The sequence below is a fragment of the Stutzerimonas sp. LR2 genome (assembly GCF_055755175.1).
Genome location: NZ_JBVTRR010000006.1, coordinates 59396 through 80453, shown reverse-complemented (window position 1 = coordinate 80453; position 21058 = coordinate 59396). Strand labels below are relative to the sequence as shown.

The window sequence follows — 21058 nt, the reverse complement described above, 5'->3', positions numbered from 1 at the left end:
GCGGGTAACGAGCGCGTCGCCGATGGCGCGGGCGCTTCTCTGTATGCGTGACGCCGCCGCCCGCGTGCACGCCGGGCGACAGCGAGGAGAGAGCAGAAAGCGTGCCACTGGATCGAAGCGCTTATGGATCAGGGACTTGGCGTCGCGCCAGAGAAAAACCGGATCAAGTGGTCCGCTTCGGAGCACTTGGTTTGTGCGTCAGGCACGAAAAGCGGGCGGCCGAGGTGCGCCGGACTGAAGGGCGCTGCGGGGCGAATCGGCAGCCAGGCGGGCGATGGCGCGAGGCAAGCTGCAACATTTCATTTCCTCGCCAGCACCGCAGCACACGGAAGCTCGAACGACCGAATCGGGGGGCATCCCTGCGCTCCTTGCCGTTCCGCGGCGCCGCAGCCTCCACGCCGCGCCATGCCCCGCCGCCTACACGCGCACTTGAATGCCCGTCGGCAGTGAACTAACGACGCAGCGTCGCGATCCCCTTTTAAGCACAGTCAGAGCGATCCGGGCCGGCAGCGCGCCGCGCAGGTCCGGTCTCAAGCGATGAGGAGCCCCTCCGTGACCGTTATCACCCACCGCACGCAAACCACCCAGACCACCCACAGCGTCTCCCGCCACGTACCGAACCCCGTGCACGCGACCCTGCTTGCCGGCTCGGTCCCGCTGTTTCTCGGGGCCATGCTGAGCGATATCGCCTACTTCAAGACCTACGAGATCCAATGGAGCAACTTCTCCGCCTGGCTGATCGCCGGCGGGCTGGTGTTCTGTGGCCTGGCGCTGCTGTTCGCGCTGGCTAACCTGATCGGCGCACGGCACAAGCAGGGGCGACCGCTGATCTATTTCGCGCTACTGCTGGCCACCTGGGTGCTGGGCTTTTTCAACGCACTGGAACACGCCAAGGATGCCTGGGCGACCATGCCCCAAGGGCTGGTGCTCTCGGTGATCGTCACCCTGCTGGCCTGCGCGGCCAGCTGGATCGGCCTGAGCAACCTGCGCTCGGGAGGTGAAGCATGAAGCACTCGAGCGCATTGACCACCCTGGCCATGGCTGCCCTGCTCAGCGGCTGCGGCGGTGAAGAGCAGAACGCTGCCCAGCATTACGGACCCGATCCCAAGCTGCCCGAACCGGAGCGTGGGCTGCTGCCGAGCATGAAGATCGCCGAGCCAACCCCCTGGGGCGATCAGCTACCCACCGTGCCGGACGGTTTCAGCGTGACGGCAATTGCCACCGATCTGAAGATCCCCCGCCAGACGCTGGTGCTGCCCAACGGCGACATCCTGGTGGCCGAAGGCCGCGGCGGCAATGCACCCAAGCTCAAGCCCAAGGACGTGATCGCCGACGTGATCAAGGCACGCGGCACCACCTCGGTGGAGAGCGGCGACCGTGTCACTCTGCTGCGCGACGCCGATGGCGACGGCGAGTACGAGCTGCAGACGGTGTTCGCCGAGGATCTCAACGCCCCCTACGGGCTGGCGTTCCACGACGGCAACCTCTACGTTGCCAATCAGGACGCGCTGGTGCGCTTCGACTATCAGGACGGTCAGACCGAGGCCAGCGGCCCGCCGACCCAGGTGGCCGAACTGCCCTCCGAGATCAATCACCACTGGACCAAGGCGCTGACCATCAGCCCCGATGGTCAGTACCTCTATGTCGGCATCGGCTCCAACAGCAACATCACCGAGCGCGGCATGGAAGCCGAGATCGACCGCGCCATGGTCTGGCAGATCAACGCCGAAACCGGCGCCTACAAGCCCTACGCCACCGGCCTGCGCAACCCGACCGCGCTGGCGATCCAGCCAGGCTCGGGGCAGCTCTGGGCGGTAGTCAACGAGCGCGACGAACTGGGCGAAGACCTGGTGCCGGATTATCTGACGTCGGTCAAGGAAGGCGGCTTCTACGGCTGGCCTTACGCCTACTGGGGCCAGAACGTCGATGACCGCGTGCGCCCGCAGGACCCGGACAAGGTCGCCGCCAGCATCACGCCGGACTACGCCCTGGGCTCGCACGTCGCCGCACTGGGCCTGGATTTTTCGTCCGATGTGATGGGCGAGCGCTTCGCCGATGGTGTGTTCATCGGCGAGCACGGCAGCTGGAACCGCAAGGAACCGGTCGGCTACAAGGTGATCTTCGTCCCCTTCCAGAACGGCCGCCCCGCCGGCCAGCCGATCGACTTCGTCACCGGCTTTCGTACCGACGACGGCAAAACCCGCGGCCGCCCCGTCGGCGTGACGGTAGACCCACGCGGCGCGCTGATCGTCGCCGATGACCTGGCCAACGTGGTGTGGCGAGTGACGCGGGAGCAGTGATGGACAGCCGGCCGGTGGCCCGGGTCACCGGCCGGTCTCATGCACCCTGAGCTCAGCCTGTCGCTGTGCCAAGCAGGCTCTTCAGCCGCTGCAGATCGGCTTCGACCGCGAGCGCATCCGCCTCGAATTGCTCGTCGGTCATTCCGGGCTGGCGGAACAGACTGAAGACGAACTCACTGCCTTCGCCATACGGCATGACCCGCATGGGGTTGTGTACGGTCAGGCCCGACGCCAGCTCCACCTCGTGGTCCAGCACGCCCAGCGCATTGCGAGCGGCGAAGCGGATCGTCACCTGGCCGAACGGCGCATCCGCGATCCAGGCACCGCCCTGCTGCCTGACCTCGGAACGCGCCAGCCCCGCCGCCCACAAGGGAAGATTGCGCGGATCGGCGGCGAACTCATACACATCGTCCGAAGCTCGGGCGATAAACACACTGATATGGCGAACATGCTCCATGGTTCCTCCCGGCAGCTGCGCCCGAATGAACACAGCATCATAGAACCGCCTGTAGTATCAGGCGCAACAAACCCGATGATCGCCTTCATCGGCCTCGTCCGGCGACACCCGAACCAGAACATCGCCCTGCCCTATCGGTCTGTACCGAACAACCGCCACTGGACAGCCCCATGCTCCGCTCCATCCACCATGCCGCGATCATCTGCTCCGACTATGCCGTGTCGAAGCGCTTCTACAGCGAGACCCTCGGCCTAGCAGTGCTCGCCGAGCATTACCGGGAATCACGGCAGTCCTACAAGCTCGACCTGGCGTTGCCGGACGGCGGGCAGATCGAGCTGTTCTCCTTTCCCGATGCGCCGCCGCGTCCTTCGCGGCCGGAAGCGCAGGGGTTGCGGCATCTGGCGTTCGCGGTGAACGACGTCGCCGCCTGCAAGGCTGAACTGGAGGCGAAGGGCGTGGCCGTGGAGCCGATCCGGGTCGACGAATACACGGGCCTTCGCTTTACCTTCTTTGCCGATCCGGACGGCCTGCCGCTGGAGCTGTACGAAAAGGCATCGCGCTAGTTCGGCAGCCGGCCCATCCTGGCGGAGCTGGAAGCGAGATCACCTTGTTTCCTCGGGCCGTCCTCGGCTAGGGTGCCGCCTCGAAGAAATCGCGGTCATCAGGAGCATGCGGATTGAGCAGAACAGGGATGTTGGCGCTGGGGTTGTCCCTGGCGCTATCGGCACAGGCGGCCGAGCGACAGGTCTATCTGGTGGCCACGGTGCAGCTGGACGGCTCCAGCCTGGCGCAGAGCATTTTCCTTCATGAGCCGCAGATCACCGAGCTGCAGGGCTGCCTCGACGCCGTGCGCGACGGGCAGAGCAAGCGTGACTGGCTCCTGTACCGGCACATCTTCCGCCGCGACCGCTTCAAGGGATTCTCCGGCCATATCCGCTACCAATGCGGCTACAGCGAGCAGCGCTTCAGCAGCTGGCACGACGGCCCGCGCTACAACAAGCCGTACCTGATTGGCGTGAACGACAACGCCGAGCTCAGGGTGGTGCGTACGCCCAGCCAGGCGCAGTGCATGACCCAGCTGCGCGCGCTGCCGGCGGCGCGGCAGGCTCAGAGCTTCTGTGCGATGGGCAACCAGGAACTGCAGCCCTGAACCGGAGCCGCCCAGCCAGCAGACCAGGCGGCACGCCATGCATCAGTCCGGCTGGTAACTGCCCGGCACCGGTGCGAAGGAGACGCCGAAGCGGTTCCAGGCGTTGATGGTGGCGATGGCCAGCGTCAGGTTGGCGAGCTGGGCTTCGGAAAACTGCTCGCGCACCTCCTCGAACAGCTGCTGCGACACACCCTGGGGCAACAGGGTGTTGGCCTCGGCCCAGGCCAGCGCGGCACGCTCGCGGTCGCTGAAGAACGGGGTTTCGCGCCACGCACTCAGGGCATAGATGCGCTGCTCGGTTTCGCCCAGGACACGGGCGTCCTTGGTGTGCATGTCGAGACAATAGGCGCACCCGTTGATCTGCGAGACGCGGATCTTGACCAGCTCCATCAGCGGCTTGTCGACGCCATCCTCGCGGCGGCTCTGCCGTGCCAGGTAGGTTTCCAGCCCGATCATTGCCGTCATCACGTCGGGGGCGGCGGCCTGGTAATTCATGCGCATGGTGGTCACTCCTCGGTTTGAATGTGCAACCCAGGCTACGCAGCCGCCGCGCTGCGCTATTGTAGATTTTCGACATCCTCCTACGGCCCTCGCCATGACCCAGTCCCTGCACGAACGTCTGCCCTGCCTGCAGGGCTTCGTTGCCCGCCCGCCGACCCCGGCGTTGGCGGCGTACGTGCAGCGTTTCTGGTGGATGGAAGGTGACGGTTCGCAGGTCTACGACGAACAGCTGCTGCACCCGGACGGCGGCAGTGGCGTGATCTTCAACTTCGCCGATCCGCTGAGTTTCGATGGCACGCTGCGCGGGCCGCGGGCGCTGATCGCGGGTCCGCAGCTGGCCAGCACCCGCCTGCAGCTGGCCGGGCAGGTCAGGCTGATGGGGGTGCGTTTTCGCCCCGGCATGGGCGCCGCGGTATTCGGCATCGGCCTCGATGAGCTTCACGGGTTTCAGGAGGCCGACTGGCCCCGGCTGGGCCTGGCGCATCTGGTCGATCGGCTGGCCGAGCTGGAGCGGGACGCGCAGCAGGCCGCGATCGAACGCGAACTGCTCCGCCGGCTCGAGGAGATCCAGGCACGGCGCAACCCGGTGCAGCAGCTGCTCAACCGGATCGCCGCCAGCGAAGGCCGGGCGCGGCTGGCCGATCTGCTGCAGAGCGTACCGCTCGGCCAGCGCCAGCTGGAACGCCTGTTCCGCCATCAGGTGGGGCTGACGCCCAAGCAGTTCAGCCGCATCCAGCGCGTGGCCCTGGTGCGCCGGGAATTGCGCGCCGGCGAGGCACTGCTGGACACCGCCCTGGCCTGCGGCTACAGCGACCAGGCGCACTTCATCCACGACTTCAAGACCGTGGTCGGCATGACGCCGGGGCAGTATCGCTTGCGGATCAAGCGCAGCGGCGTCTGAAGAAGCGCAGGCCGCCATTCACAAAGTCGGCTTTCGCGGTGCTGATCGCGCATGACCGCAGGTTCGCATGGCCCGATGCTGGCAAGATTCGTGGGAACCTTGTCATTGCGACAGCGGCATCTCGGCAGCAGACTGCAGCCATCCACCCCGAGAGCTGCACCATGGACGCCACCCGCACCGTCGCCTGTCTGATCTACCCGGATGTGATGAGCCTGGACGTCACCGGCCCGATGCAGGTGTTCGCCTCGGCCAACGTCGAGCGACAGCGCCAGGGTCTGCCTCGTCATTACGAGCTGGTGCTGCTGGGCACCACGGCCGGCCCGGTCGTCACCTCGGCCGGGCTGAAGCTGGTGGCGGATGCCAGCTGGGCCGAATGCGCTCCCGCCACGCTGGACACCCTGCTGATCCCCGGTGGCGTCGGCGTGGATGCGCAAAGGCACGACCAAGGGCTGCTCGCCTGGCTGCGGGACGCCGAACCCAGGGTCCGGCGCCTCGGCTCGGTCTGTTCCGGCGCGCTGATCCTGGCCGAGGCCGGGCTGTTCGACGGGCGCAAGGCGACCACGCACTGGGCGGACCTCGCGGCGCTGGGCGAGTACACATCCATCGAGGTGCAGGGCGACCGGCTGCACACCTACGACCCGACCGATCCGCAGGCGTCGCACCTGTTCAGCTCCGCGGGCGTCACCGCCGGCATCGATCTGGCGCTGGCCCTGGTGGAAGCCGATCTCGGCCGCGCACTGGCGCTGGCAGTCGCCCAGCGGCTGGTGATGTTCCTGCGCCGGCCCGGCGGGCAGACCCAGTTCAGCCCGATGCTGGCGGCGCCGAGCGGCAACGTGGCGCGCCTCGCCGCGCTGCTGGAATGGATTCCAGGGCATCTGGGCGACGACCTGTCCATCGAGGCGCTGGCCGCCCAGGCGCATATGACCCCACGCACCCTCTGCCGCCTGTTCAGCCAGGAAACCGGCATGGGCCCGGGCCAGTACATCGAACGGGTGCGCCTGGAAGCCGCGCGCAATCTGCTGCTCGACGCCCAGGCCTCGATCGCGACGGTGGCGCGGCTGACCGGCTTCGGCCATCCGGAAAATCTCCGGCGCAGCTTCCAGAAGCACCTGTCGGTCAGCCCGCGGGACTTCTACCAGCGCTTCGGCTGACGCGACCGACCTCATTCACCGTTCCCAGCCCGCTCGGCATATGGCCAGGCAGCGCTGTGCCCGCTCGCCACCCTAAAGGAGCCGCTCATGCATCTCTTGCTCAGCAATCCCCAGGTCCTGCGCCTGTTCATCGCCCAGGCGCTGTTCTGGTCCTGTTCGATGACCGGCATCATCTTCACCGCCATCGTCGGCCTGCGCCTAGCGCCAGCGGCCGGTCTCGCCACCCTGCCGCTGGCCCTGCTGATGCTCGGCGGCCTGCTCGCCCTGCAACCACTGGCGGGCCTGATGCAACGCCGCGGTCGCCGCGCCGGCTTTCTCATCGGTGCGTTGGCCGGCGTGCTGGGCGGGCTGATCAGCGCGCTGTCGCTCTGGCTCGACAGCTTCACCCTGCTCTGTATCGGCGCTCTGCCCATTGGCGCCTATCAGGCCTCGGCGATGTATTACCGCTTCGCCGCGCTGGAAGCGGTGAGCGATGCCTTCAAGGGTCGCGCCACGGCCTGCGTGATCGGCGGTGGTGTGCTGGCGGCGCTGATCGCGCCCACCCTCGGCCATATGGCGCGCGATCTCGCTGGCGTGCCCTTCGCCGGCACCTATCTGTTGATCGCCAGTCTGGCGGCGCTGGGGTTCATGGTCTTGGCCGGGCTGCCGGCGACCTCGGGAATGCCGGCGACCCGCGCCGATGCGGCGACGGTCAGCTGGCAGGCGCTGCTCGCACGGCCGACCATTCGCGCCGCGGTGCTGACCACCGCTGCCGGCCACGGCCTGATGATCCTGGTGATGAACGCCACGCCCCTGGCGATGCATGGCGAAGGTCTGGATCTGCAGGCCAGCGGCCAGGTCATCCAGTGGCACATGCTCGGCATGTTCCTCCCGGCGTTCGTCGCCGGACCGCTGGTGGACCGCTTCGGCTGCCGACTGGTCGCCTGCCTTGGCGGAGGACTGCTGATCGTCAGCGCGGTGGTCGCCCTGCTCGGCGTCAGCCACTGGCACTTCCTGCTCAGCAGCTGCCTGCTCGGCATCGGCTGGAACCTCATGCTCGTCGCCGGCACCACTCAGCTGGGCCAGGGTCACGCCGCGAGCGAACGCGCGCGGGCACAGGGCCTGATGGAGCTGAGCAACGGCAGCGTCGCCGCAGCCATGTCGTTCGCCTCCGGCGCGCTGATCGCCCAGGCGGGCTGGGCGGCGGTGAACATCGGGCTGCTGCCCATCGTGACGCTGGTGGTACTGCTGCAGGTTGCGCAGGGCTATCGGCAAAGGCAGGCGGCGTAACGCTGCGCAGCCGGACGCGCGTTCAGGACAGTTTCTGCTCGGAAATCAGGTGGATGATGTTGGCCGGGCTGGAGATCCAGAACGCGCGGAAGCCGTCAGGCAGGGGTTCGATTTCATCTCGACGGGCGCAATGGCGCTGTTGCAGAAGGGCCGATGCAGCGTCCAGATCGTCCGTCACCACCTCCAGCCAGATCTCTGCCTGGCTGATGCCCGCCACGCGATCGAGCCAGAGCACCTTGTCGCCGAACTCGAAGCGCGGCGTCTGCTCGCCATCCGCGTCGGTCGGTGTCAGCTCCCTCAGCCCCAGGGTTTCACGGTAGAAGGCGACGGTGCTGGTGTACTCATGGGTAGGCACCTTCATCGCCATGTTTCGGCCGGGCAGAAATCTTGGATTCATCGGGTCGCTCCACTGGCGCGCCGACCAACCCGGCCGGCGCCGCTAGCAAGCTAGTACAGACGCCATCGGCCGTGCACGCAAGGCGCCAGGTAGGCGCTGCGGCTGCTCAGCGCGGCCTGACGCCGTCCAGGATCAGCGCCTGCAGACTCCTGAGCGTCTCCTCGAAGAACGCCGGATCATCCAGCGTCCTGCCCGCCACCGCCTCGACCTGCACGCGAAAATCGGCGTAGTGCTGGGTGGTCGCCCACAGCGAGAAGATCAGGTGATGCGGCGCGACGGGCGCGAGCTTGCCGGCGTCGATCCAGGCCTGGATCACTGCAACCTTGTTTTCCACCAGGTCGTGCAGCGGCTGCTGCAGCTCACCCAGCAGCAGCGGTGCGCCCTGCATGATCTCCATGCAGAACAGCCGCGATTCGGCGGGATGGTCACGGGAGAGTTCGAGCTTGACCCGCAGGTAGTCGCGGATCGCCTCGACCGGGTCTTGTTCGACGGAGAACGCCTGCAGCGGCTGCAACCAGACCTCCAGCAGCTGTCGCAGGACATTCACGTACAGCTCTTCCTTGCTGCCGAAGTAGTACAGCAGGTTGGTCTTGGAAACGTCGGCCTGCGTGGCCACCTGATCGAGGCTGGTGCCGTGCAGACCGAAGCGGGAGAACAGCTCCAGCGCGGCCTGGAGGATGCTCGTGCGCTTGCCTTCGATCATGCGCAGGCGCCGGTTCTGCGCGCTGACGCTCGGCTCGCGGACGGCGCCTTTCGGACGGGGGGTCTTGCTGGCGGTGAGACGCTTGCGTGGTGGTACGGAGGGCTGATCGGTCACGGGATTACCGGCTGGGCTCAAACGAGCCGCTACTGTAGCGCGGCGACGGCGGCCGGGACGAGCGCAATGCGTGCTCATCACCCGTACGGGCGCCTGCACCGGGTTCGTGCGTCGCGCACAAACCAGGTGCTCCGATTCGGACCAAATGGTCCACAACGCATCGGCAAAAATCGCCATCTTGTTGATTAAAAAGCCGAATCCGTTTCTGGCCTGCATCCTGCTAAAGCCTCTGCGACCCTGCCCGTCACGTTCGGGCAGCGCTTTCTAGCCATTGCGTACAGAGGTGCTACCCATGGATGTTGGTGTTTTCATTCCGATCGGCAACAACGGCTGGCTCATCTCCGAGAATGCGCCGCAGTACATGCCGAGCTTCGAGCTGAACAAGGCCATCGTGCAGAAGGCCGAGGGCTACGGCTTCGACTTCGCGCTGTCGATGATCAAGCTGCGCGGCTTCGGCGGCAAAACCGAATTCTGGGAACACAACCTGGAGTCCTTCACGCTGATGGCGGGCCTGGCTGCCGTCACCAGCAAGATCCAGCTGTTCGCCACCGCCGCAACGCTCACTCTGCCGCCGGCCATCGTCGCGCGCATGGCTTCGACCATCGACTCGATCTCCGGCGGCCGCTTCGGCGTGAACCTCGTCACCGGCTGGCAAAAGCCAGAGTACAGCCAGATGGGCCTGTGGCCGGGGGATGAATTCTTCGGCACCCGTTATCAGTATCTCGGCGAGTACGCCCAGGTGCTGCGCGACCTCTGGGCCACCGGCCGCAGCGATTTCAAGGGCGAGCACTTCCAGATGGAGGATTGCCGCGTCAGCCCGAAACCCCAGGCGGACATGAAGATCATCTGCGCCGGCTCGTCCGATGCCGGCATGGCCTTCTCGGCGCAGTACGCCGACTACAACTTCTGCTTCGGCAAGGGCGTGAACACCCCGACCGCCTTCGCCCCGGCCGCCGAACGGCTGCAGGCGGCCTGTGCCAAGACCGGCCGCCACGTCACCTCCTGCGTGCTGTTCATGGTGATCGCCGACGAGACCGACGAAGCGGCCCGGGCCAAGTGGGAGCACTACAAGGCCGGCGCCGACCAGGAGGCCATCGCCTGGCTGGGCGAACAGGGCGCGGCAGACAAGACCTCCGGTAGCGACACCAACATTCGCCAGATGGCTGACCCGACCTCGGCGGTGAACATCAACATGGGCACACTGGTGGGCTCCTACGCCAATGTCGCCCGAATGCTCGACGAGATCGCCACGGTGCCTGGCATGCAGGGCGTGATGCTGACATTCGACGACTTCATCGAAGGCATCGAAGCCTTTGGCCAGAAGATCCAGCCGCTGATGCAGAGCCGCCGGCACGTCAGTGCTCTGAAGGAGTCCGCCTGATGAGCGCCGTCGAACAGGTCTCCGGCTACGGCCTGAGCGCAACGGACGAGCCCGTGCAGCTGCCGGCGCGGCCCGAACCGTTGGCGATGAAAGCCAGTGAAACCGCGCTGATCATCGTGGACATGCAGAACGCCTACGCCAGCCGCGGCGGCTACCTGGATCTGGCCGGCTTCGATGTGTCGGCGACCCAGCCGGTGATCGCGAAAATCCGCCAGGCACTATGCGCGGCTCGCGCCGCCGGCATGCAGGTGATCTTTCTGCAGAACGGCTGGGACAACGGGTACGTCGAGGCGGGCGGGCCGGGCTCGCCGAACTGGCACAAGTCCAACGCGCTGAAGACCATGCGCAAGCGCCCGGAACTGGCCGGCACCCTGCTCGCCAAGGGTGGCTGGGATTACGCGCTGGTGGACGAACTGGCGCCGCTGCCCCGCGACATCCTGGTGCCCAAGCCGCGCTACAGCGGTTTCTTCAATTCGCAGCTGGACAGCACCCTGCGCGCCCGTGGCATCCGCAACCTGGTGTTCACCGGCATCGCCACCAATGTGTGCGTGGAGTCGACCCTGCGCGACGGCTTTCACCTGGAGTACTTCGGTGTGGTACTGGCCGATGCCACGCACCAGGCCGGGCCGGAATTCGCCCAGCAGGCGGCGCTGTACAACATCGAGACGTTCTTCGGCTGGGTCTCCAGCGTCGACGCCTTCTGCCGGAGCTTCGCGACCGCGCCAGAGGTGGCGGTCGCCAGCTGATTACACCCGAGTGCCCGACCGCGGCGCCCGCAGAGGCGTCCGCCGGGTTCGCCTGAATGCCTTGCAAGGAATCAACCACATGCCCAAGCAATCGATCATCCCCGCCGGAACCGGCAAACCGCTCGCCCCCTACGTGCCCGGGTCCATGGCCGATGGCGTGCTTTACGTCGCCGGCACCCTGCCCTTCGACAAGGACAACAACGTGGTCCACGTCGGCGATGCCGCCGCCCAGACCCGCCATGTACTGGAGACCATCAGGGGCGTCGTCGAGGCTGCCGGCGGCAGCATGGACGACGTCACCTTCAACATGATCATGCTCACCGACTGGGCCAACTACGCCAAGGTCAACGAGGTGTACGCCGAGTTCTTCCCCGGCGAGAAGCCGGCGCGCTACTGCATCCAGTGCGGACTGGTGAAACCCGATGCGCTGATCGAGATCGCCAGCATCGCCCACATCGGCCAATAGCGCCTGCCGGAGCGGGCCAGCCGGCACGCCGGCTGGCCCGCTGATACTGCACGGAGGGAGTGACATGCACTACGAACTTCATGGCCGCATGGAGCCCGATGCACCGACCCTGGTGCTCAGTTCCGGCCTCGGCGGCGCCGCTGCCTTCTGGACGCCGCAACTGCCGGCGCTGACCCAGGACTATCGGGTGCTGGTCTACGACCAGTTGGGGACCAACAGGAGCCCGGCGAACCTGCCGGCGGGCTATTCCATCGAATCCATGGCGGTGGAATTGCTGGAGCTGCTGGATACCCTGGGCATCCGCCGCTGCCATTTTATCGGCCATGCACTCGGCGGGCTGGTCGGCTTGCAGATCGCCCTGCTGCGGCCGCAGCTGCTGCAGAGTCTGGTGCCGATCAATGCCTGGAGCAGCCCCAACCCACACAGTGCACGCTGTTTCGCGGTGCGCCTGAAACTGCTGCACGACAGCGGCCCGGCAGCCTATGTACAGGCGCAGTCGCTGTTCCTCTACCCGGCCGACTGGATCGCAGCCAACAGCGAGCGACTGGCACGCGACGATGCCCATGCACTGGCGCATTTCCCGCCGACGATGAATCTGGTGCGGCGCATCGAGGCGCTGCTGGCCTTCGATATCGAGGCCGAGCTGCCGCGCATCACCACCCCGACCCTGCTGATCGCCAACCGCGACGACATGCTGGTGCCCTGGCAGCGTTCGCAGCACCTGGCCGACGTCATGCCCAATGCCCAGCTGGCGCTGCTGAACTACGGCGGCCACGCGTCCAGCGTCAGCGACAGCGAACCCTTCAACCAGATCCTGCTGGACCATCTTGCCGAGCAATGCGGCCAGGTTGCAGCAGCCTGAGGACCCGAACATGCACGCCCCCATCGACTCGAATGCCCTCGCCACGCTGTTCAGCGAGGCCCGCACCCACAGCGCCTGGCTGGACAAGCCGGTGCCTGACGCACTGCTCGAGCAGCTCTACGAGCACGTCCGTCTCGGCCCGACCGCGGTCAACAGCTGCCCGGCGCGCTTCGTCTTCGTGCGCAGCGCCGAGGGCAAGCAGAAGCTGGCGCCCTGCCTGTCCAAGGGCAACCTGGACAAGACCCTGGCCGCGCCGGTGACGGTGATCGTCGCCTATGACGAGGACTTCCCGGAGACCCTGCCGGAGCTGTTTCCCCACGCCGATGCGCGCAGCTGGTACGCCGGCCAGCCGGCACTGATCACCGAGAACGCGCTGCGCAACAGCTCGCTGCAGGCCGGTTACCTGATCCTCGCTGCCCGCGCCCTGGGGCTCGATTGCGGACCGATGTCCGGCTTCGACGACAAGACACTGGATGCAACCTTCTTCGCTGGCACCACCTGGAAGTCCAATCTGCTGATCAACCTCGGCTATGGCGACGCCAGCAAGCTGCGCGACCGCCTGCCACGCCTGCCCTTCGACCGGGCCTGCGTCCTCGCCTGATGGAGAACCGACCATGCAACTGGCTCAATGCGAAACCGCAGGGGCACCCGGCGCCCCGCTGATCCGCCAGGACTACCGCGATGCCATGGCGCGCCTGGCCGCGGCGGTCAACATCATCACCACCGACGGCCCCAGCGGCCGTGCCGGCTTCACTGCCACCGCGGTGTGCAGCGTCACCGACGAACCGCCGACGCTGCTGGTGTGCCTGAACCGCAGCGCATCGGCGCATCCCATCGTCACCGCCAACGGGCAGCTCTGCGTGAACACCCTGGCCGGTGCGCAGCGGGACCTGTCCAACCTGTTCGGCGGCAAGACGCCCATGGCCGAGCGCTTCGCCGCAGCCCAATGGAGCAACGGCGTGACCGGTTCGCCGCTGCTCGACGGTGCCACGGTGTCGTTCGACTGCCGCATCAACCACAGCGCCAGTGTCGGCACCCACGACATCCTCTACTGCGAGGTGCTCGCCGTGTACCGCCGCGACAGCAGCGATGCGCTGGTGTACTTCGGCCGCAACTACCACGGGCTGCCCGGCGCCGGCTGAACGCTCGGCTCCCATCACTACCCGAGCCCGCCGCGCGAACCGCGCCGCGGGCTTTTTCTTGCCTGCGGAACAACGCACCTACCGGTGCGCCGCTCGACACGCAAACAGCGCTTGCATCACGGACACAATTGTTATGTTATAACTCTTACATTATTTCCGACACGTGCCTCCCGATGACCGAAGCCGAACTACTCGCCCAGCCCGCCGAGGCGTACATGAACGCAGAGCAGCAGGCCTTCTTCCGCGACCTGCTTTTGCACCAGCGTGCCGAGCTGCAGGCGCGTATCGAGGAAGAATTCCAGGCGCTGCGCGAACAGGAGCCGAGCAGCGACCCCGCCGACATCGGCAGCGCCGAAGAACAGCGTCACTGGCAGCTGCGCGTGCTGGAGCGGGAGAAAAAGCTGCTCGACAAGATCGACGCCGCGCTGGACGCCATCGCCCGCGGCGAGTACGGCTGGTGCGCCGAAACCGGTGAACCCATCGGGCTGCAGCGCCTGCTGTTGCGTCCCACCACGACGCTGTCCATCGAGGCGAAGCAACGCCAGGAACAGCGCGAAAAACACCAACGTTCCGCCTGAGAGACCGCCATGAACCGCCTCCCTGTAACCGTCCTGTCCGGCTTCCTCGGCGCCGGCAAGAGCACCCTGCTCAACCACATCCTGAAGAACCGCGACGGCCGCCGCGTGGCTGTGATCGTCAACGACATGAGCGAGATCAACATCGACGGCAACGAGGTGCAGCGCGGCGTCAGCCTCAATCGCGCCGAAGAGAAGCTGGTGGAGATGAGCAATGGCTGCATCTGCTGCACCCTGCGCGAAGACCTGCTCGAAGAAGTCGGCAAGCTCGCCCGCGAGGGCCGCTTCGACTACCTGTTGATCGAGTCCACCGGTATTTCCGAACCGCTGCCGGTGGCCGAGACCTTCACCTTCCGCGATGAACAGGGCCAGAGCCTGGCCGATCTGGCTCGCCTGGACACCATGGTCACGGTGGTCGACGGGGTGAACTTCCTGCGCGACTTCCACGAGGCCGAGAGCCTGGCCAGCCACGGCGAAACCCTTGGCGAGGACGACGAACGCTCGGTCACCGAGCTGCTGATCGAACAGGTGGAGTTTGCCGACGTCATCCTGATCAGCAAGATCGACCTGATCTCCGCGGCCGACCGCGAAGAGCTGACCGCCATCCTCGGCCGGCTCAACACCCACGCCGAGATCCTGCCGATGAGCATGGGCCAGGTGCCGCTCGACCGAATCCTCGACACCGGCCGTTTCGATTTCGAACGCGCCGCCCAGGCGCCGGGCTGGCTCAAGGAAATGCGCGGTGAGCATGTGCCGGAAACCGAGGAATACGGCATCGCCTCCACCGCCTACCTGGCGCGCCGGCCGTTCCATCCGCAGCGTTTCTACAACTTCCTCAACCGCGAGTGGAGCAACGGCCGCCTGCTGCGCTCCAAGGGTTTCTTCTGGCTCGCTACCCGCCCCGAGGAAGCCGGCAGCTGGTCGCAGGCCGGTGGGCTGATGCGCTACGACTACGCCGGGCGCTGGTGGCACTTCACGCCGGAGTCGGCCTGGCCGAGCGACCGCGAAAGCCGCACGGCGATCCTTGGCAAATCCCGCGGCGAGTTCGGCGATTGCCGCCAGGAACTGGTCTTCATCGGGCAGAACATCGACTTCGACCAGCTGCGCCGCGAGCTGGACGCCTGCCTGCTGAACGACAGCGAGTGGGCCTTGGGCATCGACGGCTGGCTGCGCCTGCCGGACCCGTTCGGCCCCTGGCACGAGCAGGTCGCCTGATGCTGGCGCTTGCGGCGACTCGCCCGCAGCCGCGGCAGCTGTTCGGCGATACCCCGGCGGTGCTCGCCGAAGCCCTGCAAGATGGGGTCAACCTCGCGGTGTGGCAGCGCCGACTACCCCTGCACATCAACGGTTTCGCCGAGACGCTGCTGGCGCTGGGCGAACCGCTGGGCGAGTCCCTGACGCTGGAACCGGGCGCCGAAGGTGAATTGCAGCTGCCGACCCTGGCGGCGGCCTATCGAGACATTGCCGGCCATGCCGGCTTCGTTGCCGATGTCGCCTGGCTGACCCGCGCCTTCGCCTGTCTGGTCGACGCGCGACGCATCGGCCTGCGCCTGCGGCTGCTGAACAAGGCCATGTGCCCGCGCTTCCACGTCGATCATGTGCCGCTGCGGCTGATCACCGCCTATGCCGGCGCGGGCAGCGAATGGCTGCGTGAGGGGGTCATGGCCCGTCGGCGTCTCGGCGAGCCATCAGCCGAGCCCACCGATGCGGCCGCTGTCGAGCGGCTGCAGGTCGGCGAGGTCGCACTGTTCAAGGGAGAGAAATGGCAGGGCAACGAGGGCGCAGGGATCATTCATCGCTCGCCCCTTGCCGCACCGGATGCGCCCCGCCTGATCCTGACGCTGGACTGGCTGGCCTGAAGCAAAAAGGGCCGCAACTGCGGCCCTTCGGATCGACGAGACTGATCACGCGGCCATCTTTTCGCACTCCTCCGCACACTTGCGGCAGGCTTCGGCGCAGGCCTGGCAATGGTCGTGCTGGTGCTGGCCGCATTCCTCGGCACAGTCGCGGCAGACCTGTGCGCAGAGCTTGCAGAAGGCCTTGGCGTAAGGGCTGTCGCGGGTCATGAGCACCGCCGCGATGGCGCACATGTCGGCACAGTCGCGGTCGAGCTGGATGCAGCGCGCCATCATCTTCACGTCGTCCTCGCGCAGACATGAGGCCGCGCAGGTCTCGCATACCAGTGCGCAGTTGGAACAGGCCTGGATACAGGATTGGTAGCGGGGATTGAGCATGCACATTTCCTCCATTTCGGGGCCGATGAAATGGTCGGCACCTTCGGGTGGCGCCGAGCCGGGCCGAACGACGTTCGTACTAGGTAGGGTCGCCCGCGCCAGCGAAGTTCATTTCATTCGCCGGACGGCCCCAGCCCAGCGCAACGACGACCGCACCGTTACAATGGCTGCCCCGCACTAACAGCCGCCACCCGCCATGCCCTTCACCCTCTCCGCACCCTGCGAACTGCTGGAAGTCATCAGCAAGAGCCGCTTTCTGGCCAAGGCGGCTCCCGTGCAGAGCGCCGAAGAAGCTCAGGCATTCATCCAGTCGGTCAGCGATCCGACCGCTACGCATAATTGCTGGGCGTGGAAGATCGGCAATCAGTACCGCTTCAGTGATGACGGCGAGCCCGGCGGTACGGCGGGTCGGCCGATGCTCACGGCCATCGAAGGGCAGGACTTCGATCGGGTCGCGGTGGTGGTGATTCGCTGGTTCGGTGGCATCAAGCTCGGAACCGGTGGCCTGGCCCGCGCCTATGGCGGCACCACGGCCAAATGCCTGCAAGCGGGCGAGCGCAGCGAGCTGGTGTCACGCTCGCGCTGCCGTTGTCATTGCCGGTTCGCCGAACTGGCGCTGCTCAAGGCGCGCCTGGTGGACTTTGAAGCGCTGCTGGAAGCCGAGCACTTCGACGCCGAAGGCGCGACGCTGGAGATAGCCCTTCCCGCCGACCAGCTGCAGCCACTGGACAGATTGCTCGCTGATATCACCCGCGGGCGAAGCCGGCTGCAGGCCTTGGACTAGACGCGCCTTTGCCCACAATAACTGTGGAAGCAATTGTGGATAACAATTGTATGGTGCGCTGCGAAGCGCCTGCCGCGGGGCCTGCAGAAATCTGTACACTTTTTGACCAGAACGTGTTTCGCGCCCGGTAAGGCCGTGTTAAACGCTTGAATTTCGGTGTTTTTTGACTGGCCGGTCGAGCGATGACGTTACGCCATCAATTGCGTTCTGCCAGCTGCCAGTTATGCCCGATTCACGTGGAGAACCTTGTGGATAACGTTGGGAACAACCTTGCCAGCCCGCGCCATTCTTGGCCCGCAGACCACTGGTCAAATTTTCGCCAAATGCAACGGGAGCTTCATCGCGTTGGCATCGGCGACTGATAGCCGCTTCAAACGGCCGATGGCCATATCGGTCATGCAGCCCCGTCGCTAGAATGCCCTCATACCCGCAAGACGAGAATTTCGCGATGCAAGACTGGCTCAACAACCTGCCCAAGGCCGAACTCCACCTGCACCTGGAGGGCTCGCTGGAGCCGGAACTGATGTTCCGTCTGGCCGAGCGCAACAAGATCGCCCTGCCCTGGAATGACGTCGAAGCACTGCGCAGCGCCTACAACTTCGGCAACCTGCAGGAGTTCCTCGATCTCTACTACGCTGGCGCCGACGTGCTGCGTACCGAGCAGGACTTCTATGACCTGACCTGGGCCTACCTGCAGAAGTGCGAAGAGCAGAACGTGGTGCACACCGAGCCCTTCTTCGACCCGCAAACCCACACCGACCGCGGCGTACCGTTCGAGGCCGCGCTCAACGGCATCAGCGCCGCGCTGGCCGATGGCCGTGAGCTGCTGGGCATCAGCAGCGGGCTGATCCTCAGTTTCCTGCGCCACCTGCCGGAAGAGGAAGCCTTCAAGACCCTGGAACAGGCATTGCCCTATCGCAACGCCTTCTTCGCCGTCGGCCTGGACAGCTCCGAGGTCGGCCATCCGCCGAGCAAGTTCCAGCGCGTGTTCGACAAGGCGCGTGGCGAAGGCTTGCTGACCGTTGCCCATGCCGGCGAGGAAGGTCCGCCCGAGTACATCTGGCAGGCACTCGACCTGCTCAAGGTCAGCCGGATCGACCACGGCGTACGTGCCGCGGAAGATCCGAAGCTGATCGCCCGGCTGATCGAGGAGCAGATTCCACTGACGGTCTGCCCGCTGTCCAACACCAAGCTCAAGGTGTTTGCCGACATGCGTCAGCACAACATCCTCGACCTGCTGGAGCAGGGCGTGAAGGTCACGGTGAATTCCGACGATCCGGCCTATTTTGGCGGCTATGTCACGGAGAATTTCGTCGCGCTGCACGAAAGCCTGGGCATGACCGAAGCCCAGGCCCGCCGCCTGGCGCAGAACAGCCTGGACGCCCGCCTGGCCTACTGAGCCATTCGTCGGCGCAAGGCCGACCTGCGACACCATGGCTCGCCGCGCGAGCCATGGCTGCGCCTAGACTGTGCGGCGTTCGACACGTGAGGAGATCGCCATGCACATTCTCGTCCGCCCCATGACGCCCCACCCCGATAGCGCCTGGCAGGTCTGCCTGGATCGCCAGCGCATCACCTTTCGCAGCGAAGCCGAGGCCAGGGCCTTCGCCGAGACCCTGCAGCGGCGCCTGCAGGCGCCCCATCGGCTGCCGCTGAGCGCCTGACCTCACTCCGTGCTGGCGCGGGCGGTGCCATAGGCGACCAACGTCGCCAGCAGCCCGCACAGACTCATGATCGCCGCCAGCGGCACCGCGGTGCCGTTGTGCAGCGCCCCCACCGCGGAAGCGGCAATGGCCGCGATGGTGAACTGCAGGCTGCCGAGCAGAGCCGAGGCGCTGCCGGCATTGGCGCGCTGATCGGCCATGGCGCAGGCGGTGGCATTGGGCAGCAGGCAGCCCAGGCAGGACACACAACAGAACAGCGGGATCAGCAAGGGCCAGAGCGATTCGGGCTGCGCCGCCGCCACTGCCAGCAACGCCAGCGCACTGGCGAAGAAGAACCACACCCAGCGCCGCACCCAGAATTCCGGCCCGCGCCAGCGCACCAGCCGCACGTTCACCTGCGCCATCAGGATGAAGCCCGCCGCATTGATACCGAACAGCCAGCCGAAATGCTCGGGCTTGACGCCGTACAGCTCGATGAAGACGAACGGCGAGCCGGTGATGTAGGCGAACATCCCCGCCATGCACAGCGCGCCGGTGAGCACGTGGCCCATGAAGAAACGATCGCGGAACAACCGCAAGTACTGACCCAGGGCCCCGGCCATCGGCTGGCGCGGCAAGCCCGGCGGGTAGGTTTCCGGCAGCCAGAGCGCCACCGCCACCAGGCACAGCGCGCTGAACAACGTCAGCAGGATGAAGATCGACGGCCAACCGAACGTCGCCAGCAACGCACCGCCGGCCACCGGCGCGAGGATCGGCGCCAGGCCCATGACCAGCATCAGCTGTGAGAACACCTTGGCGCTGGTCATCGGATCGCAGAGGTCGCGCACCACGGCCCGCGCCACCACCATGCCGGCGCAGCCACCCAGCGCCTGCACGAAGCGCACGCCGATCAGCCAGTCCATCGACGGTGCGAAGGCGCTGGCCAGCGATGCCAGGGTGAACAGGGTCACGCCCACCAGCAGCGGCCCGCGCCGCCCGTAGCGATCGGCCAGCGGACCGTAGACCAGCTGACCGATGGCCAGACCGACGAAATACGCCGCCAACGACAGCTGGACGTGATCGACACTGGTACCAAAGGCCTGCGCGATCAGCGGAAATGCAGGCAGGTACATGTCGATGGCCAGGGGACCGAACGCGCTGAGCGCGCCCAGGATGAGGAGAATCCGCAAAGACATCAGAGGCTCGCAAAGCAGGAAAAGGGACGTGCCGAGGCCAATGCTTGGACCGCGGCCTCGGTGGGGCAATTGCACCGGCGTGCAAGATGCTGTTACATACACCGCCGATTGTAAACATGCATCGCGACGAGATGCCTCGTTACACTGGTCGCCTCCACCGCTGCTGGATGCCTGAAGCAGCCGCTACCGCCGAACCTGCCCATGCGCCGAACCAAAGAAGAAGCCGAGAAGACCCGCATCGCCATCCTCGCCTCCGCCGAGCGGCTGTTTCTGGACAAGGGAGTGGCCCACACCAGTCTCGATCAGATCGCGCGCGACGCTGGCGTGACGCGCGGCGCCGTGTACTGGCACTTCCAGAACAAGGCGCACCTGTTCCACGAGATGCTCAATCAGATCCGCCTGCCGCCTGAGCAGATGACCGAGCGTCTGTGCAGCTGCAATCAGCAGCAGCCGCTGCAGGCTCTGATCGCCCTGCGCAACCTGACGGTCGAGGCCATCAGCACCCTGGCCAGCAACGAGCAGAAGCGCCGGATCTTCACCATCCTGCTGCACAAGTGCGAATTCACCGACGAGCTGCGCGAGGCCGAAGAGCGACATCACGCCTTCATCAACCAGTTCATCGATCTGTGCGAGAACCTGCTGCGCAACGCCTCGGCCTGCCTGCGACCTGGCGTCTCGCCGCGCCTGGCGGCATTGTCGCTGCATGCGCTGGTGGTCGGGCTGTTCACCGACTGGACCCGCGATACCGGGCTGTTCGCGCCGCTGGTCGACACCAAGGCGCTGATCGACCCGCTGTTCCGCGGCCTGGTCCGCGACTGGCCGGACGACCCCGACCAGCTCGGTGCCTGAGTGCCGGCATGATCACGCCACCTGATAGCCCTCCTCGCTGATCGCCTGGCGAATCGCCTGCTCGCTGGCGCTGCTCTGCACCTCGACCGTCCCGCTCGCCAGATCCACCTTCACCTGGGCCTGCGCGTCCAGCGCCTTGATGGCCTGGGTGACCGCGCGCTCGCAGTGGCTGCAGGTCATTCCGCTCACGTTGAATACAGGCATCGTCGTTCTCCTCGATCGTTGGATGGATCGATT

At 66.2% G+C, this 21058-nt stretch carries 27 protein-coding genes; 20 read left to right on the top strand and 7 right to left on the bottom strand.

The window, feature by feature from the left end:
• The first annotated feature begins 537 nt into the window (after positions 1 to 537).
• Both ACVRRC_RS19795 and ACVRRC_RS19790 read left to right on the top strand, forming a co-directional pair.
• Complete coding sequence (locus tag ACVRRC_RS19795; protein ID WP_011914608.1) at positions 538 to 1008, top strand: DUF2231 domain-containing protein; 471 nt, start codon at positions 538 to 540, stop codon at positions 1006 to 1008.
• Complete coding sequence (locus tag ACVRRC_RS19790) at positions 1005 to 2300, top strand: PQQ-dependent sugar dehydrogenase (protein WP_045159675.1); 1296 nt, start codon at positions 1005 to 1007, stop codon at positions 2298 to 2300. The genes ACVRRC_RS19795 and ACVRRC_RS19790 overlap by 4 nt, the downstream gene beginning before the upstream one ends.
• A 52-nt stretch (positions 2301 to 2352) precedes the next feature.
• Here ACVRRC_RS19790 and ACVRRC_RS19785 read toward each other — a convergent pair whose 3' ends face one another.
• Positions 2353 to 2757, bottom strand: a complete 405-nt coding sequence (locus ACVRRC_RS19785; protein WP_011914610.1) for an SRPBCC family protein — start codon at positions 2755 to 2757, stop codon at positions 2353 to 2355.
• A gap of 170 nt (positions 2758 to 2927) precedes the next feature.
• Here ACVRRC_RS19785 and gloA2 point away from each other — a divergent pair, with 170 nt between their 5' ends.
• Together gloA2 and ACVRRC_RS19775 are read left to right on the top strand one after the other, a co-directional pair.
• On the top strand, positions 2928 to 3320 hold the full coding sequence (gene gloA2 / locus ACVRRC_RS19780) for an SMU1112c/YaeR family gloxylase I-like metalloprotein (protein WP_019405315.1): 393 nt from the start codon (positions 2928 to 2930) through the stop codon (positions 3318 to 3320).
• 128 nt (positions 3321 to 3448) lie between these two features.
• Positions 3449 to 3907, top strand: a complete 459-nt coding sequence (locus ACVRRC_RS19775; RefSeq protein WP_014597721.1) for a hypothetical protein — start codon at positions 3449 to 3451, stop codon at positions 3905 to 3907.
• Between the two features lie 42 nt (positions 3908 to 3949).
• Here ACVRRC_RS19775 and ACVRRC_RS19770 read toward each other — a convergent pair whose 3' ends face one another.
• Positions 3950 to 4408, bottom strand: coding sequence for a carboxymuconolactone decarboxylase family protein (locus ACVRRC_RS19770; RefSeq protein WP_049340457.1), 459 nt, complete (start codon positions 4406 to 4408; stop codon positions 3950 to 3952).
• A 94-nt stretch (positions 4409 to 4502) separates the two neighbouring features.
• Between ACVRRC_RS19770 and ACVRRC_RS19765 the strand changes: the two genes are divergently transcribed.
• The 3 genes from ACVRRC_RS19765 to ACVRRC_RS19755 all read left to right on the top strand — a co-directional run bounded on the left by ACVRRC_RS19765 (position 4503) and on the right by ACVRRC_RS19755 (position 7729).
• A complete protein-coding gene (locus tag ACVRRC_RS19765; protein WP_472997399.1) occupies positions 4503 to 5309 on the top strand; it encodes a helix-turn-helix domain-containing protein in 807 nt (268 codons plus the stop codon).
• Between the two features lie 161 nt (positions 5310 to 5470).
• Entirely contained in the window at positions 5471 to 6460 is a 990-nt protein-coding gene (locus tag ACVRRC_RS19760) for a GlxA family transcriptional regulator (RefSeq protein WP_126525969.1), read from the top strand.
• Between the two features lie 87 nt (positions 6461 to 6547).
• A complete protein-coding gene (locus ACVRRC_RS19755) occupies positions 6548 to 7729 on the top strand; it encodes an MFS transporter (RefSeq protein ID WP_472997398.1) in 1182 nt (393 codons plus the stop codon).
• Positions 7730 to 7751: 22 nt separating this feature from the next.
• On the opposite strand, the gene ACVRRC_RS19750 is transcribed toward ACVRRC_RS19755, so the two are convergent.
• Together ACVRRC_RS19750 and rutR are read right to left on the bottom strand one after the other, a co-directional pair.
• A complete protein-coding gene (locus ACVRRC_RS19750) occupies positions 7752 to 8126 on the bottom strand; it encodes a VOC family protein (protein WP_011914617.1) in 375 nt (124 codons plus the stop codon).
• 106 nt (positions 8127 to 8232) lie between these two features.
• Positions 8233 to 8943 carry an HTH-type transcriptional regulator RutR gene (gene rutR, locus ACVRRC_RS19745; RefSeq protein ID WP_026012426.1) on the bottom strand — a complete coding sequence of 237 codons (711 nt, stop codon included), beginning with the start codon at positions 8941 to 8943 and terminating at the stop codon, positions 8233 to 8235.
• Positions 8944 to 9235: 292 nt separating this feature from the next.
• Here rutR and rutA point away from each other — a divergent pair, with 292 nt between their 5' ends.
• The 9 genes from rutA to ACVRRC_RS19700 all read left to right on the top strand — a co-directional run bounded on the left by rutA (position 9236) and on the right by ACVRRC_RS19700 (position 15974).
• The gene (gene rutA / locus ACVRRC_RS19740; RefSeq protein WP_014597725.1) at positions 9236 to 10324 is read left to right on the top strand and encodes a pyrimidine utilization protein A; all 1089 of its coding nucleotides are present in this window, start codon (positions 9236 to 9238) and stop codon (positions 10322 to 10324) included.
• Complete coding sequence (gene rutB, locus ACVRRC_RS19735; protein WP_170800663.1) at positions 10324 to 11070, top strand: pyrimidine utilization protein B; 747 nt, start codon at positions 10324 to 10326, stop codon at positions 11068 to 11070. The genes rutA and rutB overlap by 1 nt, the downstream gene beginning before the upstream one ends.
• Positions 11071 to 11149: 79 nt before the next feature.
• On the top strand, positions 11150 to 11536 hold the full coding sequence (gene rutC / locus ACVRRC_RS19730) for a pyrimidine utilization protein C (RefSeq protein WP_014597727.1): 387 nt from the start codon (positions 11150 to 11152) through the stop codon (positions 11534 to 11536).
• Between the two features lie 64 nt (positions 11537 to 11600).
• Positions 11601 to 12398: a pyrimidine utilization protein D gene (gene rutD / locus ACVRRC_RS19725; protein ID WP_196111537.1), complete on the top strand. Its 798-nt coding sequence runs from the start codon at positions 11601 to 11603 to the stop codon at positions 12396 to 12398.
• A 10-nt stretch (positions 12399 to 12408) separates the two neighbouring features.
• On the top strand, positions 12409 to 12999 hold the full coding sequence (locus tag ACVRRC_RS19720) for a malonic semialdehyde reductase (RefSeq protein ID WP_472997397.1): 591 nt from the start codon (positions 12409 to 12411) through the stop codon (positions 12997 to 12999).
• A 13-nt stretch (positions 13000 to 13012) separates the two neighbouring features.
• Positions 13013 to 13540: an NADH-dependent FMN reductase RutF gene (gene rutF, locus ACVRRC_RS19715; RefSeq protein ID WP_472997396.1), complete on the top strand. Its 528-nt coding sequence runs from the start codon at positions 13013 to 13015 to the stop codon at positions 13538 to 13540.
• 173 nt (positions 13541 to 13713) lie between these two features.
• A complete protein-coding gene (gene dksA, locus ACVRRC_RS19710) occupies positions 13714 to 14118 on the top strand; it encodes an RNA polymerase-binding protein DksA (RefSeq protein ID WP_017244483.1) in 405 nt (134 codons plus the stop codon).
• Between the two features lie 9 nt (positions 14119 to 14127).
• Positions 14128 to 15330: a zinc metallochaperone GTPase ZigA gene (gene zigA / locus ACVRRC_RS19705; protein WP_017244484.1), complete on the top strand. Its 1203-nt coding sequence runs from the start codon at positions 14128 to 14130 to the stop codon at positions 15328 to 15330.
• Positions 15330 to 15974, top strand: a complete 645-nt coding sequence (locus tag ACVRRC_RS19700) for a DUF1826 domain-containing protein (RefSeq protein ID WP_472997395.1) — start codon at positions 15330 to 15332, stop codon at positions 15972 to 15974. The genes zigA and ACVRRC_RS19700 overlap by 1 nt, the downstream gene beginning before the upstream one ends.
• A gap of 45 nt (positions 15975 to 16019) precedes the next feature.
• On the opposite strand, the gene ACVRRC_RS19695 is transcribed toward ACVRRC_RS19700, so the two are convergent.
• Positions 16020 to 16349, bottom strand: a complete 330-nt coding sequence (locus tag ACVRRC_RS19695; protein WP_017244486.1) for a four-helix bundle copper-binding protein — start codon at positions 16347 to 16349, stop codon at positions 16020 to 16022.
• Positions 16350 to 16545: 196 nt separating this feature from the next.
• Here ACVRRC_RS19695 and ACVRRC_RS19690 point away from each other — a divergent pair, with 196 nt between their 5' ends.
• The 3 genes from ACVRRC_RS19690 to ACVRRC_RS19680 all read left to right on the top strand — a co-directional run bounded on the left by ACVRRC_RS19690 (position 16546) and on the right by ACVRRC_RS19680 (position 18797).
• Positions 16546 to 17133, top strand: a complete 588-nt coding sequence (locus tag ACVRRC_RS19690) for an IMPACT family protein (RefSeq protein WP_045159682.1) — start codon at positions 16546 to 16548, stop codon at positions 17131 to 17133.
• Positions 17134 to 17581: 448 nt separating this feature from the next.
• On the top strand, positions 17582 to 18532 hold the full coding sequence (locus tag ACVRRC_RS19685) for an adenosine deaminase (protein ID WP_014597735.1): 951 nt from the start codon (positions 17582 to 17584) through the stop codon (positions 18530 to 18532).
• Between the two features lie 100 nt (positions 18533 to 18632).
• The gene (locus ACVRRC_RS19680; RefSeq protein ID WP_011914631.1) at positions 18633 to 18797 is read left to right on the top strand and encodes a hypothetical protein; all 165 of its coding nucleotides are present in this window, start codon (positions 18633 to 18635) and stop codon (positions 18795 to 18797) included.
• A gap of 2 nt (positions 18798 to 18799) precedes the next feature.
• On the opposite strand, the gene ACVRRC_RS19675 is transcribed toward ACVRRC_RS19680, so the two are convergent.
• On the bottom strand, positions 18800 to 19972 hold the full coding sequence (locus tag ACVRRC_RS19675) for a Bcr/CflA family multidrug efflux MFS transporter (protein ID WP_017244488.1): 1173 nt from the start codon (positions 19970 to 19972) through the stop codon (positions 18800 to 18802).
• A 201-nt stretch (positions 19973 to 20173) separates the two neighbouring features.
• On the opposite strand from ACVRRC_RS19675, the gene ACVRRC_RS19670 reads away from it, so the two are divergent.
• On the top strand, positions 20174 to 20821 hold the full coding sequence (locus ACVRRC_RS19670; protein ID WP_011914633.1) for a TetR family transcriptional regulator: 648 nt from the start codon (positions 20174 to 20176) through the stop codon (positions 20819 to 20821).
• A 12-nt stretch (positions 20822 to 20833) separates the two neighbouring features.
• Here the strand turns inward: ACVRRC_RS19670 and ACVRRC_RS19665 are convergent, their stop codons facing one another.
• The gene (locus ACVRRC_RS19665; RefSeq protein ID WP_011914634.1) at positions 20834 to 21025 is read right to left on the bottom strand and encodes a heavy-metal-associated domain-containing protein; all 192 of its coding nucleotides are present in this window, start codon (positions 21023 to 21025) and stop codon (positions 20834 to 20836) included.
• Between the last annotated feature and the right edge of the window lie 33 nt (positions 21026 to 21058).